Raw genomic sequence first — 19,901 nt, 5'->3', positions numbered from 1 at the left:
GTCCACGCAATCTTTTCCGGGCAGCGGGTTGGTCTACCCCGCCTGCTGTGCCTCCGCGCTGGCCGCGGCCGTTCCGTGGGTGGCGATCAGGTCGACGAACTCGGCGACCCGCCGCCGGAAGTCGGTGTGCTCGGCGAGCTCCTCGCCGAGCAGGCCGTCGCGCAGCGCTGCGGCGACGAATTCCTCGGCGTTGGTGGACGTGGCGGCGGCTCGAAGTCGTTCGCGGGCCGGATCGACCATGGCCGCGGCGTGCGGGCCTGCTTCGAACCCCTCGGGCGGTGCCATGCAGCAGAGGTAGGCCGCAACGGTCAAGGCGAGGTGGTGCGGCATCCTCCCGTTGCGCAGGTGGTGCAGTGCGGGGTCCGGCACGCGCTGAGCCAGCTTCGTCGACCCGTCGGAGCCGACCTGCCTGGTGCGGTGTCCCAGTGCTCCATTCGCCCAGCGGGTGAACAGCTGTGCCGCGTAGTTCTCGACGTCCACGCCGGCCGGGGCGGTGAAGGTCGGCAGGTAGTCGTCGAAGATCGCGCGGCGGGCGGCGTCAGCGATGTGCCGCATGTTGGTGGATTCTGCGATGAGGTCGCACCCCGACAGCGCGCCCAGGTAGGCGAGCATCGAGTGAGTCCCGTTGAGCAGTCGCAGCTTCAGCAGCTCGTAGGGAGCGACGTCGGTGGTGAAGGTGGCGCCGCCGTGTTCCCACGCCGGCCGCCCCGCGGCGAAGCGGTCTTCCAGCACCCACATGCTGAACGGCTCCGCGGGGACCGGCACCTCGTCGCGCAGCCCGAGCAGCTCTGCCACGGCTCGCCGGTAGCTGTCGGTGGTCGCGGGCACGATCCGGTCCACCATGGAATTCGGGAAGCTCACCCGCCGGTCCAGGTAATCGAGCAGCTCCGCGCGCTCGGTCTCGGGCAACTGCGCGGCGAACTCGCGCACCAGCCTACCGGTCAGGTCACCGTTGCCCATCAGGTTGTCACAGCTGAGAATCGAGATGGGCTCGGCGTGCGTGGCCGCGCGCCGTTGCATCGCGCGAGCCAGCCTGCCGACCGCTGTGGTGGGCGCGTCCCTGCGCAGATCGGCCTGGACGTCGGGGTGGTCGAGGTCGAGCCCTCCGTGCCGGGGTGAGTAGGTGTAGCCCTTCTCGGTGATGGTCAGGGTGACGATGCGGGTCTGCCGTGCCGCCAGCGCTTCGGCCACCGCCGCCGGCTGTGCAGTGGCCACCAGTACGTCGGCGTGCACCGCAGGAACCTCGACCCGCGTCTTCTCCGGGGAGATCTGCACGACGCCGTAGCGCATGTCCTGCTCCCGCATGGCCTCGGCGACCGCGGCCGAGGAGTTCGCCACGCCGAGGATCGACCACGGGCCGTCGGCGTGCGCGAGCGCCCGCGCGGTGTGCACGGCCTGATGCGCTCGGTGGAAGTTGCCGAGTCCCATGTGGACGATCCCGGGCGTGCCGAGCTCGCGCTGGTGGTGCCGCGCGGAGAGCGGAGTCGTGCTGGCGGAAAGACGTTTCATCAGCGGCCAATCGTGCGGTGGTGGGACGGGATCAGCGCGGAGCGGGCGCGGTCGAGTCGCGCACCACCAGCTGCGCGGGGAGCAGCTGGGTGCGGGGCGCCGTCCGGTGGCCGGAGAGGATCTCGCCGAGAAGCTCCATGCTGAGGGCGCCTGCCTTTGCCCACGGGATGGAGATGCTGGTCAACGAGGGGTTGGAGACCTCGGTCAGCGCCACGTCGTCGATACCGATGACGCTCAGGCCGGTGGGGACCTCCACGCCCAGTGCTCGGGCGCCCTTGATCACACCGAAGGACACCAGGTCGTTGTGCGTGATCACGGCCGTCGCACCCGTGGCGAGCACGCTCGCGGCCACCGCGGTGCCCGCCGAGACGGTCTCGGCGCGCCAGTTGAGGACCTCGAGGTCCAGTCCGGCCTCCGCGCTCAACGAGCGGATCAACTCGATGCGCCGGGGTGTGGACCAGGATTGCGGCGAGCCCGGGACGAACGCGAGCTTCGAGTGCCCGAGCGCGGCCAGGTAGTCCACCGCCTGGCGCAGCCCCTCGGCCGCATCGCCGAGCACGCAGTCGACTCCCTCGACCTCCTGGTTGACCAGCACCACCGGCGTCGTGCCGCACAGCTCGGCGATCTCGTCCGGGGGCAAGCGCGAGGAGCAGAGCACGATCGCGGCGACCTCGTTGCGCAGGTGCGCGATCGCCTCTCGTTCGCGCTCGGGATCGCGGTCGGTGTCGTGCAGGACCAGCGTCTGCTTGCGCCGCCGGCCTTCGCCCTGCGCCGCCTTGACCAGGGTTCCGTAGACCGGGTTGGCGATGTCGGGAACGACCATCGCAACCGTCGACCCACCGGCCTGCGCGTCGGACTGCTTCGCGGCGGACTGGTAGCCGAGCTCCTGCGCGGCGGAGAGGACCTTGCGCAAGGTTTCCGGACCGAGCCGCTGCGGATCGCTGAACGCGCGCGAGGCCGTGGACAGCGCGACGTCGGCCTGCTTGGCCACATCGGTCAAGGTCGGCGCCATCGTTCCTCCGCGTACGTGTTCTCACCCGGCCGTGTGGCCGGGCCGTCAAATACTCGCCAAACTTGCGCAAGCTTGTCAACGGATTTGCCGTACCTTGCCGATCGGAGGTCGGGCCGCTGGGCTCGGCGATCAGCGGGCGAGCAGGTTCGCGAGGGTGCGCGTGAGGCGAACCCCGGTGCTGGACGCCGTTCGTCGTCCCTGGTCCGTCGAGGTGGAGCCGAAGTGCGGAACCACCCGCGCGGGGACAGTTCGGCCGGGTGCGGGTCCCGGGCTCGGCGCTAAGCGCTCGAGTCGAGCATGTCTGTCAGCCGCAGCCGGTAGAGCCTCGTGGGGCGACCGCGCCGAGTGGCGTGCGCGCTCCCCTCGGAAGTGACGAGGTCCGCGGCTTGGAGCTTGCGGATGAGCCTGCGCCCGCTGGGATCGGTGATGCCGAGGAGCGCGGCGAGATCGCTGGGCGCGAGCGCCCGCCCGCGCACCTCCCGCTCGAGCGCCACGAGACGGGACAGCGTCGTGGCGCTCAGGCCGGCCTCGGCGGCGAGGCGCTCCAGGGCCGCGCCGTGGTCGCGGTAGGAATACCGCGTTCGGTGGCCACCGCCGATCGGGCCGATGATGGTTCCGCTGTCCTGGACCAGGAAGCCGCAAGGCTGTTCCTCGGCCGCGGCGCGCACGAGGGCTCGCTCGGCCAGCGAGGCGCCTGCGCGCACCGAGGTGCCGATGCCGAAGCCCGCTGCCGCGCGGACGCCGAGCTCGCGCTGGGCGTCCTGCAACGCGGGTACCGCTCGCCAGGCCTGGGTGGCCCGCTCCAGCAGGGCTTGGTGCGCGAAGACGATCAGCCCGCGCCGGCCGTGGTTCTCGACCCACGCGCCCGACAGCGCCGGGTCGCGCAGCAGGATCTCCCGCAGGCCCGCACGGCTCCTCGCGGAGTCGTCCCCATCGCGCACCTGGAAGAGCCCGACCGCGGTGCGCAGTCCCTCCGCGTGCCAGACGTCCACCTGCGACAGGAGCTCGCGCAGCGCGGCGCGGATCGCGCCCGCGGTCGGTTCGAGCGCGATGACGGCCGCGTCGGCGCCGAGCTCCTCGTCGACCTCGGGTCGTGCGGTGAAAGTCACGGCGCCACCGCGCAGCGCCTCGCGGTGGCGCGCCACGAGCTCGGAGACCGGGCCATCAGCTGCGGTGGCCGTCAGGTCGAGCGCACGGGCGATCTCGTCGACCTCGGCCTGGGTGAAGCCGTCCACGCTCGCGGTGTGATGCTGCGGGAACAGCGCGCGCATTCGGGCGAACGCCAGGGCCAGGTCCGCTGTGGTGGGTCGGAGGGTGCCGACCGGAAGCCAGTCCGGGAGGAGTTCGCGCGCGGTATCGGTCGCCTGCGCGTCCAGCAGCAATCCCGCTGGTTCGGCAGCGAGGAGTTCCCGCAAGCTGTCCGGGACCTGTGGCGGTTCGCGGTAGGTGGCCCAGCGCAGCGCGACGTCGGCAGGGGAGCGGGCGGACTCGCGGAGTCGCTCCTGGTGCTGCGAGTGCACCAGGACTCCGATCATCGTGCTCATGTCCGCCACCCGAATGCGGTTTCCCGACCGAACGATCCCAGGATCGCGCGGACTCCGGTACCGGTCAACGCGCGTGCGGTACGGCGGACGACGAGCCGGAACGCCGGATCCTCTGTGGACGTCGGTGGTCTCGCTCGCACGGGCCCGCGCGCGTCGGGCCGGCGTTCACCGCCGGAACCGGTGCCACCACCGAGGCTTCGGCCTCGGCGGCTCGCCGACCTCGGGAACGGGTGCGGGAGCACGGCGCGGGCGGTCGGCGCGCCAGCGCTCGACGAGGCCTTCGACATCCACCGGCGCGATCGCGATCTGCGGACCGATGGGGGCGCGCAGGTGCTCGGCGATTCGACGGTTGAGCTCGTGCGCGGCGTCGCGGACCGCCTGCTCGGTGGTCAGCTCGGCGACGGTGTCCGGCAGCCGTTCGATCTCCTTGCGCAACCGAAGCGGCGGCGGGAGCAGCGCATCACCGGAGATCCCCTCGCGGTGGATGTAGTCCTTGATCCACCAGTTCTCGTCGACGGTCTCTCCCGCGCCCGGGAGCGGTTCGCCCGCGCCGGGGAGGTTGTCGAAGTCGCCGCGTTCCTGGGCGGTCCGGATCTGCCGGTCCACCCACGATTCGAACGTGACGCCAGGCGGCTTGCGTTCGCTCATGCACCGATTCTGCGGCAAAACCGGCGAACTTGGCCACCCTGCGTGAGGTCGGCTGGTCAGGCGGCGCGCGTGAGGATTCCGTTGAGGAGTGCGGCCTGACCGGCGTGCTGCAGGTCGTCGGCGGCCACGCTGACCAGGCGGACTCCTAGGGTGACCGGCGGTGACCAGCTCGCGTCGATCACCTCGTCGAGGTCCTCGTCGGCGAGGTCCTTGATGAACGCCAGCGTTTGCTCGTGCACGGCGTCGTAGTAGTCGGTCAGCAGCTCCTCGGAGGCGCGCACGAGGGCGACCTGCTCGGGCGCGTGCCCGTAGCCGGTGTCCTCGTCGTCGAGGTCGAGTCCGAACCGATCCGCCCAGCCCTGCGCCTGCCACACTTGCTCGGTCTCCGCGGCATCGGCGACGTGATCGTCCTGGACGCGGGTGAGGTGCCAGACCAACCACGCGATCGAGTTCGTCTCCGGGGTCACCTGGTGAGCCAGCTGATCTTCGTCCAGCCCGGCCACGGCCTCGTGGACCGCGCCTCGAACCCGGCTGAACGCGTCGGCCAGAACATCGGCACTGGTCATACCGTCACCTCGGAACGGTTCGTGGACGCTTCGGGCATCGCCGGAAGAACGGCAACGCGGCTGATGAGTCTAGGAGACCGGACGCGGGTCCGCCGCTCCACCGACGTTCGCGCGGGGTCAGCGACGCGGTGGGAGCGGGATCCGCTGGAGGTCCTCGGCCACCACGACCGTGCCGCCGAAGATCGCCGCGGCCTCGTCGTGGAACGCGCGCGAATCCGGGTAGCGCTGCGAGAAGTGCGTGAGCACCAGGCACCGCACGCCGCACTCCGCGGCGACCCTGGCGGCCTGCGCCGCGGTGAGGTGCCGGTACTGCTCGGCCAGCTTCGCGTCGACGTCGAGGAAGGTCGACTCGATGACCAGCATGTCGGCGCCGCGTGCGAGTTCGAAGACGCCTTCGCACAACCGGGTGTCCATGACGAAGGCGAAGCGCTGACCCGGCCGGAGCTCGCTGACCTCGTCCAGCCGAACCGTGCGGTCGCCGACGCGCAGCGAACCCTCGCGCTGCAACTGGCCGACGTCCGGTCCGCGCACGCCCAGCCTCGCCAGCTCGTCGGGAAGCATGCGCCTGCGCTCGGGTTCCTCGACCCGGTACCCGAACGCGGGGATGCGGTGCTCGAGAGCGACCGCGCGCAGCACGCCGAACCGGCCCTCGCCGAGCTGGCCACCGCGCACGATCGGGTGCTCGCGCAGATCCACGACCTCGTCGAAAGCGGAGGCGTAGCGGAGGTGCCGGAAGTGCTCGGCACCGGCGGCCGGGTAGTGCGCGTGGACCGGGTAGGGAACCCGGTCCAGGGACAGCCGCTGCACCACGCCGGGGACCCCGAGGCAGTGGTCGCCGTGGAAGTGGGTCAGGCACAGGTGGTGGACGTCGTGCGCGCTGACCCCGGCGTGGGTCATCTGCCGCTGGGTGCCTTCGCCCGGATCGAACAGGAACCCGGTTCCGTCCCAGCGCAGCAGGTAGCCGTTGTGGCTGCGCCTGCGCGTCGGCACCTGGCTGGCCGTGCCGAGCACGACGAGTTCCCGGGAGGACACGGGTACCCCCTAAGCGTCCGCGTGCTGTCGGTCCGGCCCGGCGAGACGTGCCTCGGTCCGCATGGGACGGGACCGCGTGCGGGACCGATGTCGAGCCGCGCCGGACCCGCCGCGGGCGGCGGGACGGCTCACTTGGCTTGGAAGAGCGCCTCGAAGAACTTCGTCAGCGCGTTGATCACCGTCGTGACCCCGGTTACGACGTATTCGACCGCGGTGCGCACGCCGGTGGCCGCCGCGACCGGGTCGCGCACCAGCAGCGAGCCACCGACGATCACCAGCAGCACCACAACCACGATCACGGCCTTGCGGTCCATGTGCAGTAAGCCTCCGTCGTCCGGTCGACGTCGGAGAGGACCCTACCTTGACCGCGTCGCGCCGCTGCCACACGATCGGGTCGGCGCGTCGCGGGAGCGCACCGGAAGCGATGACCGCAGCGCACCGGCACCGGTCGTGATGGGTGCGGTGCGCGCCGCGATCACGCGTTCTTGATCGCCGACACGTCCAGCTCCACGGTGATCTTGTCGCTCACCAGCCAACCGCCGGTCTCCAGGGCGGCGTTCCAGGACAGGCCCCAGTCCTTGCGGTTGATCGTCGTCGATCCCTCGAACCCGGCGCGCAAGTTGCCGAACGGATCGCGGGCGAGCCCGGTGAACTCCAGGTCGAACTCCACCGGCCTGGTGGTCCCGCGAATGGTTAGGTCCCCGGTGACGGTGTAGTTGTTCGACCCCTTGTCCTGCACCGATCGGCTGGCGAAGGTGATTTCCGGGTGGTTCTCGACGTCGAAGAAGTCGCCGGTGCGCAAGTGCGCGTCGCGGTCTTCCTGCTGGGTGTTGATGCTGGCCGCCTTGATCCGGACGGTGCCCGAGGATCGCTCGGGGTTGGGCGCGTCGACGTGGATCTGGCCCTCGACGTCGGTGAACTGGCCGCGAACCTTGGTGACCATCGCGTGCCGGGCAACGAATCCGAGCCTGGAGTGGGCGGCGTCGATGGTGTAGTCGCCGGCGATCTGTCCGAGATCGGTCGCTTCGGTCATGGTGGTTTCTCTCCCTGAGCGATTGGGAAGGTCCGTACCCCGACTATGCCGTAGAACCTTCAACGATGTGCACCGGAGGGGCGCGGCCTCGGATGTCGGGTGGTGGCGGGGCGCCGGTGTTGCGAAGGTGATCGCGTGCACGACGGGAACCCTCATCGGCCGACCAGCTCCGGCCCGCGCGCGGTGCGGCGGTGGCGACGCCGGTTGGCCGACGAACGCGAAGAGGCCGCGGTCTACCGGGAGCTCGCAGCCCGCCGGGGAGGCGAGGAGCACGAGATCTTGCTCGGGCTGGCCGAGGCCGAGGAACGACACGCGCGCTACTGGGAGGAGCTGCTCGGCGACGACGTCGGCAGGCGACGTCGCGGCCAGGTGCGGATGCGCGTGCTGGTCGCCCTGGCCCGACGGTTCGGCTCGGTCTTCGTGCTCGCGCTGGCCCAGCGCGCGGAAAGCCGCTCGCCCTATCACTACGACCAGGACGTTCCCGCTTCGATGGCAGCCGACGAGCGCATCCACGAGGAGGTCGTCCGCGCCCTCGCCGCCCGAGGACGAGCGCAGGTGTCCGGATCGTTCAGGGCGGCGGTCTTCGGCGCCAACGACGGGCTGGTCAGCAACCTCGCGCTGGTGCTCGGGGTGATCGGTGGCAACGTGCCCACCTCGACGGTGCTGCTGACCGGGCTGTCCGGGCTGCTGGCCGGTGCCTTGTCCATGGGGGCGGGCGAATTCATCTCGGTGCGGTCGCAGCGCGAGCTGCTCGCCGCTGCGACGCCGAACCCGCAGGCCCGCGCTGTCGTTCCCTACCTGGACGTGGACGCCAACGAGCTCGCGCTGGTCTATCGCGCTCGCGGCATGACCGAGCAGGAGGCGCGGCGCCGTGCCGACGCGCTGTTGCAGGACCCGAAGCCCTCGGCTCCCGCTCCTCGCTCCGAGGACGAGCACGAGGTGGTCGGGACGGGCCTCAAGGCGGCGGTCGCGAGCTTCGCGTTCTTCGCCTCCGGTGCGCTGGTCCCGGTGCTGCCGTTCGCCGTCGGACTCTCCGGTGGTCCGGCCGTGCTGGTCGCCGTGGTGCTCGTCGGCATCGCCCTGCTGCTCACCGGCGCGGCAGTGGGGGTGCTCTCCGGGGCGGGGCCGCTGCCCCGCGCCCTCCGGCAACTGGCCATCGGGGCGGGAGCAGCGGCCTTCACCTACGTGCTCGGGGTCCTGTTCGGGGCGGTCGCCGCCTGACTACTGGTCCAAGCGAGCCATGCCCGAGGGGTGGTAGCGCTCGCCCGCGGCCGCGCCCGGCGGGAACCGGTCGGAGAGCTCGGCGATCAGCGCCGGGTCGAGCTCGACGGTGGAGGCGCGGATGTTTTCCCGAACCCGCTCGATCCGCCGACTCCCCGGAATGGGCACGACGTCCTCGCCCTGGGCCAGCAGCCAGGCGAGGGCCAGCTGAGCCGGCGTGAGGTCCAGCCGCTCGGCGTGCTCGCGCAGCGGTCGGGTGAGCTCGATGTTGCGCCGGAGGCTCTCGGCCTCGAACCGCGGGTAGCGCTGGGCGCGCTCCTCGAGGTTCTCCACATCGGAGACGTCGCTGAACGCCCCCGTGAGAACGCCGCGGCCGAGCGGCGAGTAGGCCACCAGGCTCACGCCCAACTCCCGAAGGGCGGGCAGCAGCGACGCTTCGGGATCGCGGGTGAACAGCGAGTACTCCTGCTGCACGGCGGTGACCGGATGCACCGCGTGGGCCCGCCGCAGCGTCTCGGCGCCGACCTCGGAGAGTCCGATGTGCCCGATCTTCCCCGCGGTCACCAGCTCGGCCATCGCGCCGACCGTTTCCTCGATCGGCGTGCTGCGATCCAGGCGGTGCAGGTAGTACAGGTCGATGCTGTCGATGCCCAGCCGGGACAAGCTCGCGTCCACGGCTCGCCGGACGTACTCGGGACGGCCCCCACCGGTGTCCTTGTCCGCGCCGAACTTGGTGGCCAGCACCACGTCATCGCGCCGCTTGGCCAGGAGCCCGCTGATCAGCTCCTCGTTGTGACCCTGGCCGTAAACATCGGCGGTGTCCAGGAAGTTCACCCCGGCGTCGAGCATCTGCTCCAGCATCCTGGACGACTCGGCGTCGTCAGCGGCGCCGTAAACCCCGGAGAGCCCCATCGCGCCGTACCCGATGGCGCTGACCAGCGGGCCGTTGCGGCCCAGGCGGCGGAGGGGCGGCGTGGAGGTATCAGCAGGCACGAGTCGACTCCGATCGCGTAGGACGGACGTTCGGTCACCAGGATACGCCGAACGTCGAGGTCGCCAACCGGACACAGTGGACTATTCGAGGTGGAAGCGCGCGCGCTGATCGGCCGGGACGAGGTCGACGTAGTCCGGGTGCTTGGCGATCCAGCTGCGCACGTACGGGCAGAACGGCAGCACCGCCAACCCGCGGGAGGAGACGTCGTCGAGCGCGGACCGCACGAGCGCGCCCGCCAGCCCTCGGCCGGAGTAGGACTCGTCTATCTCGGTGTGGGTGAAAGCGATCTTCTCCGGCGAGAGCTTGTACTCGGCGAAGCCGGCCGTGCTGCCGTCGACGCGGATCTCGAAGCGGCTCTCGTCGGCGTTGTCGACGACCTCGGGTTCTGCGCTCACGTTGCCGACCTCCCCTGGACGATGAGTTGTGCCGTGCGCGATTGTGCACGCTCAACACCGATGCGAGAGGCTGTGGGCGTGAGCAACGTTGAACGGGAGCCGGCCGAGCTCCGCTGCGGAGGCGTGGCCGCCGCCGACCCCGAGCCGGAGCTGCTTCGCCCGCGCACCGTCCCGCTGGGCGGCCCGCGCGCGCTGATGGTCGGCCGCACCTTGCCCAACCGCGATCGGCGCATGGTCGGGGCCTGGTGCTTCGCCGACTTCTACGGTCCGGCCGACATCGCCGGTCAAGCGGGCATGCAGGTGCCTCCGCACCCGCACACCGGTCTGCAGACGGTCAGCTGGCTGCTCGAGGGCGAGGTGCTGCACCGGGACAGCCTCGGCAACGCGCAGCTCATCCGGCCTGGTGAGCTCAACCTGATGACCGCGGGGAACGGGATCTCGCACTCCGAGGAATCGCCGAGCGACCACTCGCCGATCCTGCACGGCGCCCAGCTGTGGGTCGCGCTGCCCGCCGAGAGGCGCGCGATCGACCCGCACTTCGAGCACCACGGCGATCTGCCCGAGGTGCCCACACCGGAAGGGCACGTGACGGTGATCATGGGTGAGCTGCTCGGGGCTAGCTCGCCGGCGCGCACCTACACGCCGCTGATCGGCGCGGAGATCACCGTGAATCCGGGAGCTGAGCTGCGGGTGCCGGTCCGGCGGGACTTCGAGCACGCGGTGCTCGCGCTGTCCGACGGGCTAGTCGTGAACGGCCACGAGGTTGCCACCGGCGAAATGCTCTACGCGGGCCTGGGATGCGCGGAGATCGCCGTCGGTCCGGGGCGGGCGCTGCTGCTCGGCGGGGTGCCGTTCGAGGAGCAGATCGTGATGTGGTGGAACTTCGTCGGGCGCAGCCACGACGAGGTCGCCGAGGCGCGCGCGACCTGGGAACGCAGCCGGGTAGACGAGGACGATGCGGCTCGCTTCGGGATCGTGCGCGGCTACGACGGCCCACCGCTGGCGGCACCTGAGCTGCCCAACGTCGCGTTGCGCGCCCGCGGGCGCACGCGGCGCGATTGAGCCCGCTTCCGCTCCGGAGGGAGGCGGAGGAGGGCGTTCCGGTAGACGTATGGTCGGACCAGAGCACCGTTTTCGTAGGGAGCATTTCGATGAGCAAGGGCTTGGAAATTCGCCTCGCGTCCCGGCCGAAGGGCTGGCCGACGATGGACAACTTCGACATCGCCGAGGTCGAGGCACCTCAGCCCGGGGAAGGCGAGCTGCTCGTCCGCAACCTGGTGATGAGCGTCGACCCCTACATGCGCGGCCGGATGAACGAGGGCAAGTCCTACGTCCCGCCGTTCCAGGTCGGTGCGCCGCTCGAGGGCGGCGCGGTCGGTGAGGTGGTCGAGAGCAACGCCGAGGGCTTCGCTCCCGGTGACCACGTGCTGCACAACCTCGGCTGGCGCGACTACGCGGTGGTCTCCGGCAAGCACGCCACCAAGGTCGATGCTTCGGCGGCTCCGCTGGGCGCCTACCTCTACGTGCTGGGAATGCCTGGCATGACCGCCTACGTCGGCCTGGCCGACGTCGCCGCGCAGCAGGAGGGCGACGTGGTGTTCATCTCCGGCGCTGCCGGAGCGGTCGGGTCGCTGGCGGGGCAGATCGCCAAGCTGCGCGGGGCCAAGAAGGTCATCGGCAGCGCGGGTTCGGCGGAGAAGGTTCGCTACCTGCTCGACGAGGTCGGGTTCGACGAGGCGTTCAACTACCACGACGGCCCGGTCGTCGAGCAGCTCAAGGCGGCTGCGCCCGAGGGCATCGACGTCTACTTCGACAACGTCGGCGGCGAGCACCTGGAAGCCGCGATCTCGGTGATGAACGACTTCGGCAGGCTCGCCGAGTGCGGCATGATCTCGCAGTACAACGCGGAAACGCCGCAGCCGGGTCCGCGCAACATGGCGATGATCGTGCAGAAGCGGCTCAAGATCGAGGGCTTCATCGTGATGGATCGCGCGCACCTCAAGGACCAGTTCTTCAACGAGGTCGGGGCTTGGCTGCGCGACGGCAAGATCACCTATCGGGAGACCGTGGTGGAGGGCCTGCGCAACGCGCCGGACGCCTTCCTCGGCCTGATGCGCGGTGACAACACCGGCAAGATGCTGGTCAAGATCGTCTGACGAGACGGCGAGCTACTGGGCGGGGTGGTCGCGCAGCCATTCCGCCCAGGTCGTCGTTCCGCGCCGCTGGTCGGGGCAGGTCCACTCGCCCGCGATGCGGCGGAAGCGCTTCGGCGCCGGGAACTCGAAGACGCGCTTGCCGCCGCCGCGCACCGCGCGCCAGGTGTCCAGGGCTTCGCGCAGCGTGAGCACTTCGGGCCCGCCGAAGTCCGCGCGTCGGCCGGACGGCCCTGCGGTGATGCAGTCGACCAGGTCGGCCGCGAAGTCGCGCTGGTCGACCGGCTGCACCGGCAGCCCGCCGGGCAACGCGATCACCGGCATCCGGGAAGCTCGCCCGAGCATCCGGTCCAACAACCAGTGGAACTGAGTTGCCCGCGCGATCGACCAGGGCACGTCGGCGACGCTGACCAGCTCTTCGGCGGTGTGCTTGAGCCGGAGGTAGGGCATTGCCGGGCGGTCCACGCCCACGATCGAGACGTAGAGCAGGTGGCCCACCCCGGCGGCCGCCGCGGCGTTGAGCAAGTGCTCGGTCCCGTCGACGTCGACATCGGGTGGGCTGCGTCGGAAATCGACCGGGTGCGGGAAGCCGCGCTGCGCGGCGGGGGACCAGGTCGCCGCGTGGACGACCGTGTTCGCGCCGGTGACGAGCTCCTCGATCCCCGCACCGGTGGCGAGGTCGCCTGCGACCCACTCGAGCTCGGGGTCGGTTCCGGGTCGGCGGGTCAGGACCCGCACCTGGTGCGTGGGCTTGAGCAGGCGCACCAGCTCGCGCCCCAGGTGACCGGTGCCGCCGGTGATCGCGACCGTTTCCATCACGGGCACCCCCTTCGCCCGATCACGATCCCACTGGGCGGCCCGGGTCGCTAGCCCAGCAGGCCGAGCACCGGGTCGGTGAGGCCGTGCACGACCCCGTCAACGCCCTTGAGGAGCCGCGGCTGGGGTTCTTCGGTGGTGGAGGGCTCGGTGGGCTCGCTGGTCGGCTCGGAGCTCTCGGTCGGCTCGGAGGTTTCCGCGGGCTCGGAGGTCTCGGTCGGCTGAGGCGTCTCGGGCGGCTGGGACGTGGGTGTCGGCTCGGAAGTCGGCGTCGAGGTCTCGGACGGGGCCGGCTCGACGCTCACCGGTTCCGAGCTGCGCTCGGTCGGTTCGGCCTGCGCGGCCGGTTCGTCCGAGGTGGTTTCCGGACCGGCGTTCGCCGGCTGGGTCGGGGCGGGAGGCGCCAGTCGGGGCGCGGCCGGTGGGGCGGGCAGTGCGCCGGCGCCCGCATCATCGGCGGAGCGGCTGATCGGCGGCAGGTAGTCGCGGCGCGGTTCGACGTGGGTCCGCTCGTTGTCGGCGAGGTTCGAGCTGCCGACCTCCTCGGATCGGAGCTGGCCGTAGTGAGCGCTGGTCGCGGCGACCACCGCGAGTGCGGCCGCGACGGAGTAGCCGAGGACGGGGGCGGCATAACGCCACTTGTTGCCGCGCCGGTGACGGCCCTGCACACGCGGTAACGACGACGAGCCCACTGGTTCTCACCCCACTGTTGGAATGGTCCGTTCTCGGTATCAGCCTCACCCGAACGAGTGAGACGGTCCGAGACGATACGGCACCGGATCAGCGGATGGCCATCATGTCGCGCGGGTGCGCCCGAGGTCACCTGTGACGACACCGACGCAGGGCGTTCGGAGCGATAGGTTCCGGCTCAACTTGATCGAGAGGTGTGAAGTGAAGCTGCTCGAGGATGCCTTCGACGCCCTGCCGCAGGATCATCAGGAGGCCGTGCTGGTCGGCCGCCTGCACGATCCGGACGAGGAGGGCCCCGCGGTGGTCGCAGTGCGCGGCGATCAGCTGGTGGATCTCACCGACACGGCGCCGACCCTGACAGATCTGCTCGAACACCCGGAACCGGCCGGGCTGGCCCGCACGGCCGCGGCCCGCAAGTCCTGGTCACTGGCCGAGGTGCTGACCGAGACCCTCGCGGGTGGTGCGGGACCGCGGCTGCTCGCCCCGGCCGATCTCCAGGTGCTCAAGGCCGCGGGCGTGACGTTCGTGAAGAGCATGCTGGAGCGGGTCATCGAGGAGCGCGCCGGTGGGGACAGCGCTCGTGCCGCCGAGGCCCGCGCGCAGGTCGAAGCCGCGATCGGCGGCGCCCTCGCGACGGTCCGTCCCGGCTCGGCGGAGGCCGCGGCGGTCAAGGAGGTGCTGCTCCGCGATGGGTTGTGGTCGCAGTACCTCGAGGTCGGTCTCGGCCCGGATCCGGAGGTCTTCACCAAGGCTCCGGTGCTGTCGGCCGTCGGCGCCGGAGCCGAGGTCGGCATCGCCGAGGGGTCCGAGTGGAACAACCCCGAGCCCGAGGTCGCCCTGGCGGTGCGCAGCGACGGGAGCATCGTCGGCGCCACGCTGGGCAACGACGTCAACCTCCGCGACGTGGAGGGCCGCAGCGCTCTGCTGCTGCCCAAGGCCAAGGACAACAACGCCTCGGCCGCGCTCGGCCCGTTCCTGCGGCTGTTCGACGACTCGTTCGGCCTCGACGACGTGCGCGAGATGGACGTGCGCCTGGAGGTCGCGGGGGTCGACGGTTTCCGGCTCGACGGGTTGAGCTCGATGCGCGAGATCAGCCGCGACCCGGTCGAGCTCTCCGCGGCCGCGCTGGGCCCGCACCACCAGTACCCCGACGGGTTGATCCTCTACACCGGAACCCTGTTCGCGCCGACCGAGGACCGGGGAGCCGAGGGCAAGGGATTCACCCACCACGTCGGCGATGTGGTTCGGATCTCCTCCCCGAGGCTCGGCACGCTGGCCAATCGGGTGGCCCGCAGCGAGAACTGCCCGCCGTGGAACTTCGGGGTGCGCGCGCTGCTGGCCAACTTGACCAGGCGCGGTCTGCTGCACCCCTGACGGCTGGCGCCTGAACGCGGTCCACCCGGGTGGCCCCACGCCCCTCGAATGGGGCCACCCGGGGCGGCTCAGCGCTGATCCGGGAAGCTCGCGCTGCGTCGGATCTGCGCGAAGATGTCCTTGATCCCCCGCTTGGTGGTCATCGACCCGGCGTCGTCGAGTTCATCGGTGAACATCACGTACCCCAGGACCAGGACCAGCAGCAGCGCCACGACTACGACGAACATGTTCCGCACCCCTCTACGTCTTGCTTCTCGAGCTGTTGCTCGTGCTCGTTGTCCGTGAGACGTGCATCCCCGGTTCGCGTGACACGAGTTCACCCGAATGTGATGCGGGTCACCGACGGCAGCGGTGTCAGGGGTCGGCGGGAGGTGGCGAAATAGGATCTGCGCCGTCGGCCGAATGGACGGCTCCGCACCCGCCCGATGAGGACTAGCCTGGAGAAATGGCGACTGACCCGCCCGCGCCGCTGCATCGGCCCAATCCGGCGCAATGGGTTTGGTACGCCTTCGGCGGGAAGCTGCCGGACCGGTGCGCCGAGTGGGTGCTGCACGACGTCACCTGCCCGACCTGGGTGCTGCGGCACCTCGGGCGCGCCCTGGTGCAGCTCGCCCCGTTCTGCGCGGTCATGATGCTGCTCCCGGGCCCGATGTGGATCCGGTTGAGCTCGATCGGTCTGGGCTTGGCGGTCGGGTTGTTCTACTCGATCTGCTACATGGGCGAAACCGGCGAGCACCGCGCCATCAAGCACGGCTTCCCGCCCGGGGTCGCGCGCGACACGCGCGCGCTGCGGCGGGACGTGAAGCGCGCGGGCAAGTACGGCGTGGGCTACCGCCCCTGGTGGGAGTGACCGCCGGTCCCGGCCGCGACGCCGGTCACAACCCACCCGGTTTGTAGAGTTCCGCAGGCATTTCGGCGGGACCCGCGTGGCGGGCGGAACAGGAAGGCTCACCATGCGGCGAGGAGTGGGCGGCAAGCTCGGCATCGGCTGGGAGCTGCACGGCGACGGGGGCACGCCCCGGCCGGGGGAAGCCGTCGCCCCGCACGAGCGGCTCTCCTGGCCGCGCACCGTGGGCCTCGGCGTCCAGCACGTGGTGGCGATGTTCGGCGCGACCTTCGTCTTCCCGGTCCTGATGGGGTTGGACCCGAACCTGGCGATCATGGTCTCGGGCGCGGCGACGATCTTGTTCCTGCTGATCGTGCAGGGCAAGGTGCCCAGCTATCTCGGCAGCAGCGCTTCGTTCGTGGGAGCGGTGACGGTGATCCGCGCCGGCGGCGGGGACAGCTCGGCGGTCACCGGGGCGATTCTGGTCTGCGCCCTGGTGCTGGGCGCCGTCGGCCTGATCGTGCACTTCGTCGGGTCGCAGGTCGTGCACCGCGCGCTGCCGCCCGCGGCCTCCGGCGCGGTCGTGATGCTGATCGGCTTCAACCTCGCGCCGGTGGTCGCCGAGACCTACTGGCCGCAGGACCAGTGGACCGCGCTGATCACCATGGTCGTGGTGCTGGTGGCCAGCGTGCTGCTGCGCGGTTTCTGGGGCCGCATCGCGGTCTTCCTTGGCCTGGTCGCGGGGTACGCGCTCTCCTGGCTGTCTGATCTGGCCTTCGGTCCGATCACCGCGCCCAACTCCGACGGGGACGTGACCACGCACCTGCGCCTGGACCTGTCCGGCGTTGCAGACGCGCCGTGGTTCGGGTTGCCCCAGCTGCACGGCCCTTCGTTCGACGTGGCCGCGATCGTGGTCGTTCTCCCCGCGGTGATCGCCCTGATCGCGGAGAACACCGGGCACGTCAAGGCGGTGGAGCAGATGACCGGGGCGAACCTGGACGACCGGCTGGGTCGGGCGATCTTCGCCGACGGCTTCGCGAGCGCGCTGTCCAGCGCGGTCGGCGGTCCGCCCACCACCACCTACGCGGAGAACATCGGCGTCATGGCCGCCACGAGGGTCTACTCGACGGCGGCCTACTGGGTCGCGGCGATCGTGGCCGTCGGCTTCGGCTTGTGCCCGAAGTTCGGTGCGGTCATCGCGGCTACCCCGGGTGGGGTTCTCGGTGGGATCACCGTCGTGCTCTACGGGATGATCGGCCTGCTCGGGGCCAAGATCTGGGTGGAGAACCGGGTGGACTTCGCCGACCCGGTCAACCTGCTGCCGCTGGCCGCCGGGCTGGTCGCCGGCATCGGCGGGGTTTCGCTGCAGATCACGCCGCAGTTCGAGCTCAGCGGGATCGCGCTGGGCACGCTGGTGACGCTGTTCGGCTACCACCTGCTGCGCGCGGCCAGGGGCAGGCAGTCGCGCGGCTGAACGGGGTTGGGAGATCGCGCGCCGCGCGGTGGCGGTGCTAACGCGCGGCGCGCGCGATTCGCGGGTTCGCGCCGCACGGCGCGAAACGGCTCGGCCGCGGGTTCACTCCTCCGGTTCGGGGTGCCGGAAGATGACCTCTTCCGCGCGCACCGCTCGCCCGGGCAGCTCGGAGGTCGACCCGGCGCGCAGGCCGTCGAGGAGCAGACCGATGTAGCGGCCCGGCATCATGTCGCGCACCGGGTCGGGCAGCACCTGCACGCCCTGCAGCAGCATCGCGATGATGACGCCGAGATCACCGGTGCTGACGTCGGAGCGCATGGTGCCGTCGGCCTGCGCGCGCTTGATCAACCCGTCCAGGGTTCGCATGAACTCGTTGTGCGCGGTGTCGAAGGTCGGATCCGCCGCCAGGATCTCGCGGGCCCTGGGGGACAGCACCGTCAACCGCGCGACCGTGCGCAGATCGGTGGCGCGGTCCAGCAGCTCGGTGATCGTCTGCCAGGCGTCGGATTGGTGTTCTGTGATCTCGCGGATGTCGGCGATGAGCCGTTCGAAGGATTCCACGGCGACCTCGCGGATGAGCGAGTCGCGGTCCGGGAAGCGCCGGTAGAGGGTGCCCACGCCCACGCCGGCCTCACGCGCGATTTCCTCCATCGGCACCTCGGTCCCGCGTTCGGTGAACACCGTGCGCGCGGTGTTGATGATCCGGTCGCGGTTCCGGCGGGCGTCGGCACGCAGCCGCGGTGTCGGGTCGGTCGTCATGTTCCTCGCTTCGGTCCAGTCGGGTTGCGCGGATTGTCGCATGCGCAACCTCCGCTGAGCCGGACGGAGATCGTCCACGCAGTCGTCAACGAAAGTAGGTGTTCCCGTCCGCCTGTCGCTCGGGTGGGGGAGCGTAGCCGGGGTGTTGATCGACGGCCACGCCCTGGTGGTGGATGGCCCGATTTGTCCTGCATGTCGTGCCGGGTACGTCGACTGGTCGGCCAACGGAGTGCGACGCAAATTACTCCGGGCCGGCTTCGAGTTGGCCTGAACCTGGCCCTAGAATTGTTGGGGAAAGGGTGCTCTCCCAAACCTACTTCCGTTCGACCCGCCGGAGGCGGGTGTTCAAGCGTGCGCGCGTTCGGAAGTCGGGGCGGCAAGCGAAAGGAGGCAAGAAGTGGCAACGGTGTGGGTGGCCCTGGTGGCCGAGGCGGCGGTGCTGGCGACCGCGGCGGGCGCGCTGACCAGCTGGATCCGTCGGAGCGAGACGACCAGCCGGGACCGAGTCGTCGAGCCCGCCGGCGCTGCCGAGCTCGCCTGACGCAAGCGCGCGCACGGGCTTGTCCCCGTTCGGGTGCAAGCCCGTGAAGCCTTTCGCGAATCGTTCGCGCGACGGCTTTCGTTACACCCCTTTTTGTTTCTTCTCATTGATTCCGCGCATCCACGAGGTGGACGCGCGGTGAATGCGCGATCCGGACCGGATCTCGGTTTCGACGCTCCGCGCGAGTGGCCTGTCGCACTGCTGTGCGCCGGCCGCGCCTAGCCCGATAGGCTGGCGGTCACGACGACCGGCATCACCGATCGGGAAGGCATACGTGAGCACACCTGACGCGCCCCGAGGCAACCAGTCGAGTTCCGCCCTGCCCGGCGCGGGCGTGCTGCCGAGGGGCGGGAACGGCTCGCTGCTGTCGACCTACCGGATCTTCCTGGAGCGGGCGGCGCGCAACCCGGGAGCGGTGGGCGCGGTCGCTCCCAGTTCGCCTGCGCTGGCCCGGGAGATCGCCGCGGTGGTGCCGCGCACCGGCAGCCCCACGGTCGTGGAGCTGGGTCCGGGCACCGGAGCGCTCAGCACCGCGATCGCCGATCGGCTGCCCGCGGGCGGCAGGCACCTCGCCATCGAGCTCGATGACGGCATGGTCGAGCACCTGCGGGGCGAGCTTCCGTGGCTGGACGTGATCCAGGGCGATGCCTCGCAGCTCGGCGCGCTGCTGGCCGATGCTGGCGTGCACCAGGTCGACGCCGTGGTGAGCGGGTTGCCCTGGTCGATCTTCCCGGGCAAGTTGCAGCACGAGATCCTGCGCGAGGTCGGCGGGGTGCTCCGCCCGGGCGGCGCGTTCACCACCTTCGCCTACGCCCACGCGCTGGGCATGGCCGGTGCGCGCCAATTCCGCCGCCGCTTGGACGTGTGCTTCGACGAGGTCGTCACCTCGCGCACGGTTTGGCGCAACGTCCCGCCGGCCCGGATCTACGTCTGCCGCCGCCCGAACCTGTCCTGAGCGGTACGGCGCTCCTCGGCATCCGGTGAGCGCGAAGCCCTCGGCGCCGATCTCCGTCCGGCCTGCTGAGCTGTCTGCTTCGCGGAGCCGGTCGGCACCGCGAATCCACCGGTCGCAGGGCTAGGCGGGGCCGTGCTCGCCGAGCGGGGGCTGCCGGTCCGCCTGGCGCGGTCGGCCGGTCGGCCCGGCTCCTCGTCGAGGCGGGGAATCCCGCGCGGCTGCAGCACCGCGCGATCGTCGCCGATCCCGTCGCGGGTCCGGTCGGGTTGCGCGGGGGAGTGCTCGCTCCTCAACCTCCGTCGCGCCCCACCCGGTCAGCCGCGCTGTGCGGCTCCGGGTCCCTCCTCGCACCTCCGGTC

General features: G+C 70.8%; 22 protein-coding genes. 8 read left to right on the top strand and 14 right to left on the bottom strand.

Going from position 1 to position 19,901, the window contains the following annotated elements:
- Positions 1-33: 33 nt before the first annotated feature.
- The 8 genes from ACFQRI_RS03290 to ACFQRI_RS03255 all read right to left on the bottom strand — a co-directional run bounded on the left by ACFQRI_RS03290 (position 34) and on the right by ACFQRI_RS03255 (position 7,344).
- Positions 34-1,509, bottom strand: a complete 1,476-nt coding sequence (locus ACFQRI_RS03290; protein WP_380664217.1) for a mannitol dehydrogenase family protein — start codon at positions 1,507-1,509, stop codon at positions 34-36.
- A 31-nt stretch (positions 1,510-1,540) separates the two neighbouring features.
- Positions 1,541-2,521, bottom strand: coding sequence for a LacI family DNA-binding transcriptional regulator (locus ACFQRI_RS03285; protein ID WP_380664215.1), 981 nt, complete (start codon positions 2,519-2,521; stop codon positions 1,541-1,543).
- Positions 2,522-2,799: 278 nt separating this feature from the next.
- The gene (locus ACFQRI_RS03280) at positions 2,800-4,065 is read right to left on the bottom strand and encodes a hypothetical protein (RefSeq protein ID WP_380664213.1); all 1,266 of its coding nucleotides are present in this window, start codon (positions 4,063-4,065) and stop codon (positions 2,800-2,802) included.
- A gap of 165 nt (positions 4,066-4,230) precedes the next feature.
- Positions 4,231-4,713 carry a DnaJ family domain-containing protein gene (locus tag ACFQRI_RS03275; protein ID WP_380664212.1) on the bottom strand — a complete coding sequence of 161 codons (483 nt, stop codon included), beginning with the start codon at positions 4,711-4,713 and terminating at the stop codon, positions 4,231-4,233.
- 56 nt (positions 4,714-4,769) lie between these two features.
- A complete protein-coding gene (locus ACFQRI_RS03270) occupies positions 4,770-5,279 on the bottom strand; it encodes a mycothiol transferase (protein ID WP_380664210.1) in 510 nt (169 codons plus the stop codon).
- A 117-nt stretch (positions 5,280-5,396) separates the two neighbouring features.
- On the bottom strand, positions 5,397-6,311 hold the full coding sequence (locus ACFQRI_RS03265) for a ribonuclease Z (protein ID WP_380664208.1): 915 nt from the start codon (positions 6,309-6,311) through the stop codon (positions 5,397-5,399).
- A gap of 128 nt (positions 6,312-6,439) precedes the next feature.
- Positions 6,440-6,625: a hypothetical protein gene (locus ACFQRI_RS03260; protein WP_380664207.1), complete on the bottom strand. Its 186-nt coding sequence runs from the start codon at positions 6,623-6,625 to the stop codon at positions 6,440-6,442.
- Positions 6,626-6,786: 161 nt separating this feature from the next.
- Positions 6,787-7,344, bottom strand: a complete 558-nt coding sequence (locus ACFQRI_RS03255; RefSeq protein WP_380664205.1) for a YceI family protein — start codon at positions 7,342-7,344, stop codon at positions 6,787-6,789.
- Positions 7,345-7,479: 135 nt separating this feature from the next.
- On the opposite strand from ACFQRI_RS03255, the gene ACFQRI_RS03250 reads away from it, so the two are divergent.
- On the top strand, positions 7,480-8,565 hold the full coding sequence (locus ACFQRI_RS03250) for a VIT1/CCC1 transporter family protein (protein WP_380664203.1): 1,086 nt from the start codon (positions 7,480-7,482) through the stop codon (positions 8,563-8,565).
- On the opposite strand, the gene ACFQRI_RS03245 is transcribed toward ACFQRI_RS03250, so the two are convergent.
- Complete coding sequence (locus ACFQRI_RS03245; protein WP_380664201.1) at positions 8,566-9,558, bottom strand: aldo/keto reductase; 993 nt, start codon at positions 9,556-9,558, stop codon at positions 8,566-8,568. It lies immediately after the preceding gene.
- An 81-nt stretch (positions 9,559-9,639) separates the two neighbouring features.
- Complete coding sequence (locus tag ACFQRI_RS03240; RefSeq protein ID WP_380664199.1) at positions 9,640-9,954, bottom strand: GNAT family N-acetyltransferase; 315 nt, start codon at positions 9,952-9,954, stop codon at positions 9,640-9,642.
- A gap of 78 nt (positions 9,955-10,032) precedes the next feature.
- Here ACFQRI_RS03240 and ACFQRI_RS03235 point away from each other — a divergent pair, with 78 nt between their 5' ends.
- Together ACFQRI_RS03235 and ACFQRI_RS03230 are read left to right on the top strand one after the other, a co-directional pair.
- Positions 10,033-11,016: a pirin family protein gene (locus ACFQRI_RS03235; protein WP_380664197.1), complete on the top strand. Its 984-nt coding sequence runs from the start codon at positions 10,033-10,035 to the stop codon at positions 11,014-11,016.
- Positions 11,017-11,105: 89 nt separating this feature from the next.
- Positions 11,106-12,110 (top strand): NADP-dependent oxidoreductase, encoded by a 1,005-nt coding sequence (locus ACFQRI_RS03230; protein WP_380664195.1) that lies wholly within the window; start codon positions 11,106-11,108, stop codon positions 12,108-12,110.
- A 12-nt stretch (positions 12,111-12,122) separates the two neighbouring features.
- Here ACFQRI_RS03230 and ACFQRI_RS03225 read toward each other — a convergent pair whose 3' ends face one another.
- Both ACFQRI_RS03225 and ACFQRI_RS03220 read right to left on the bottom strand, forming a co-directional pair.
- Positions 12,123-12,923 carry an SDR family oxidoreductase gene (locus tag ACFQRI_RS03225; protein ID WP_380664193.1) on the bottom strand — a complete coding sequence of 267 codons (801 nt, stop codon included), beginning with the start codon at positions 12,921-12,923 and terminating at the stop codon, positions 12,123-12,125.
- A 50-nt stretch (positions 12,924-12,973) separates the two neighbouring features.
- Positions 12,974-13,591 carry a hypothetical protein gene (locus ACFQRI_RS03220; RefSeq protein ID WP_380664191.1) on the bottom strand — a complete coding sequence of 206 codons (618 nt, stop codon included), beginning with the start codon at positions 13,589-13,591 and terminating at the stop codon, positions 12,974-12,976.
- 223 nt (positions 13,592-13,814) lie between these two features.
- Between ACFQRI_RS03220 and ACFQRI_RS03215 the strand changes: the two genes are divergently transcribed.
- Entirely contained in the window at positions 13,815-14,987 is a 1,173-nt protein-coding gene (locus ACFQRI_RS03215) for a fumarylacetoacetate hydrolase family protein (RefSeq protein WP_380664189.1), read from the top strand.
- 68 nt (positions 14,988-15,055) lie between these two features.
- Here the strand turns inward: ACFQRI_RS03215 and ACFQRI_RS03210 are convergent, their stop codons facing one another.
- Entirely contained in the window at positions 15,056-15,214 is a 159-nt protein-coding gene (locus ACFQRI_RS03210; protein ID WP_380664187.1) for a hypothetical protein, read from the bottom strand.
- A 218-nt stretch (positions 15,215-15,432) separates the two neighbouring features.
- Between ACFQRI_RS03210 and ACFQRI_RS03205 the strand changes: the two genes are divergently transcribed.
- Together ACFQRI_RS03205 and ACFQRI_RS03200 are read left to right on the top strand one after the other, a co-directional pair.
- Positions 15,433-15,837 carry a DUF5313 family protein gene (locus ACFQRI_RS03205; protein WP_380664185.1) on the top strand — a complete coding sequence of 135 codons (405 nt, stop codon included), beginning with the start codon at positions 15,433-15,435 and terminating at the stop codon, positions 15,835-15,837.
- Between the two features lie 103 nt (positions 15,838-15,940).
- Positions 15,941-17,287: a uracil-xanthine permease family protein gene (locus tag ACFQRI_RS03200; protein WP_380664183.1), complete on the top strand. Its 1,347-nt coding sequence runs from the start codon at positions 15,941-15,943 to the stop codon at positions 17,285-17,287.
- Positions 17,288-17,389: 102 nt separating this feature from the next.
- On the opposite strand, the gene ACFQRI_RS03195 is transcribed toward ACFQRI_RS03200, so the two are convergent.
- Complete coding sequence (locus ACFQRI_RS03195) at positions 17,390-18,046, bottom strand: TetR/AcrR family transcriptional regulator (protein ID WP_380664181.1); 657 nt, start codon at positions 18,044-18,046, stop codon at positions 17,390-17,392.
- A gap of 397 nt (positions 18,047-18,443) precedes the next feature.
- Between ACFQRI_RS03195 and ACFQRI_RS03190 the strand changes: the two genes are divergently transcribed.
- Both ACFQRI_RS03190 and ACFQRI_RS03185 read left to right on the top strand, forming a co-directional pair.
- Positions 18,444-18,587: a hypothetical protein gene (locus tag ACFQRI_RS03190; protein ID WP_380664179.1), complete on the top strand. Its 144-nt coding sequence runs from the start codon at positions 18,444-18,446 to the stop codon at positions 18,585-18,587.
- 361 nt (positions 18,588-18,948) lie between these two features.
- A complete protein-coding gene (locus ACFQRI_RS03185) occupies positions 18,949-19,542 on the top strand; it encodes a class I SAM-dependent methyltransferase (protein WP_380664581.1) in 594 nt (197 codons plus the stop codon).
- Positions 19,543-19,901: the final 359 nt, after the last annotated feature.

This window comes from Saccharopolyspora griseoalba (genome assembly GCF_042665275.1).
GTDB classification, from domain to species: domain Bacteria; phylum Actinomycetota; class Actinomycetes; order Mycobacteriales; family Pseudonocardiaceae; genus Saccharopolyspora; species Saccharopolyspora griseoalba.
The sequence above is the reverse complement of the archived record's forward strand: the minus strand, read 5'-3'. Positions and strand labels throughout refer to the sequence as shown.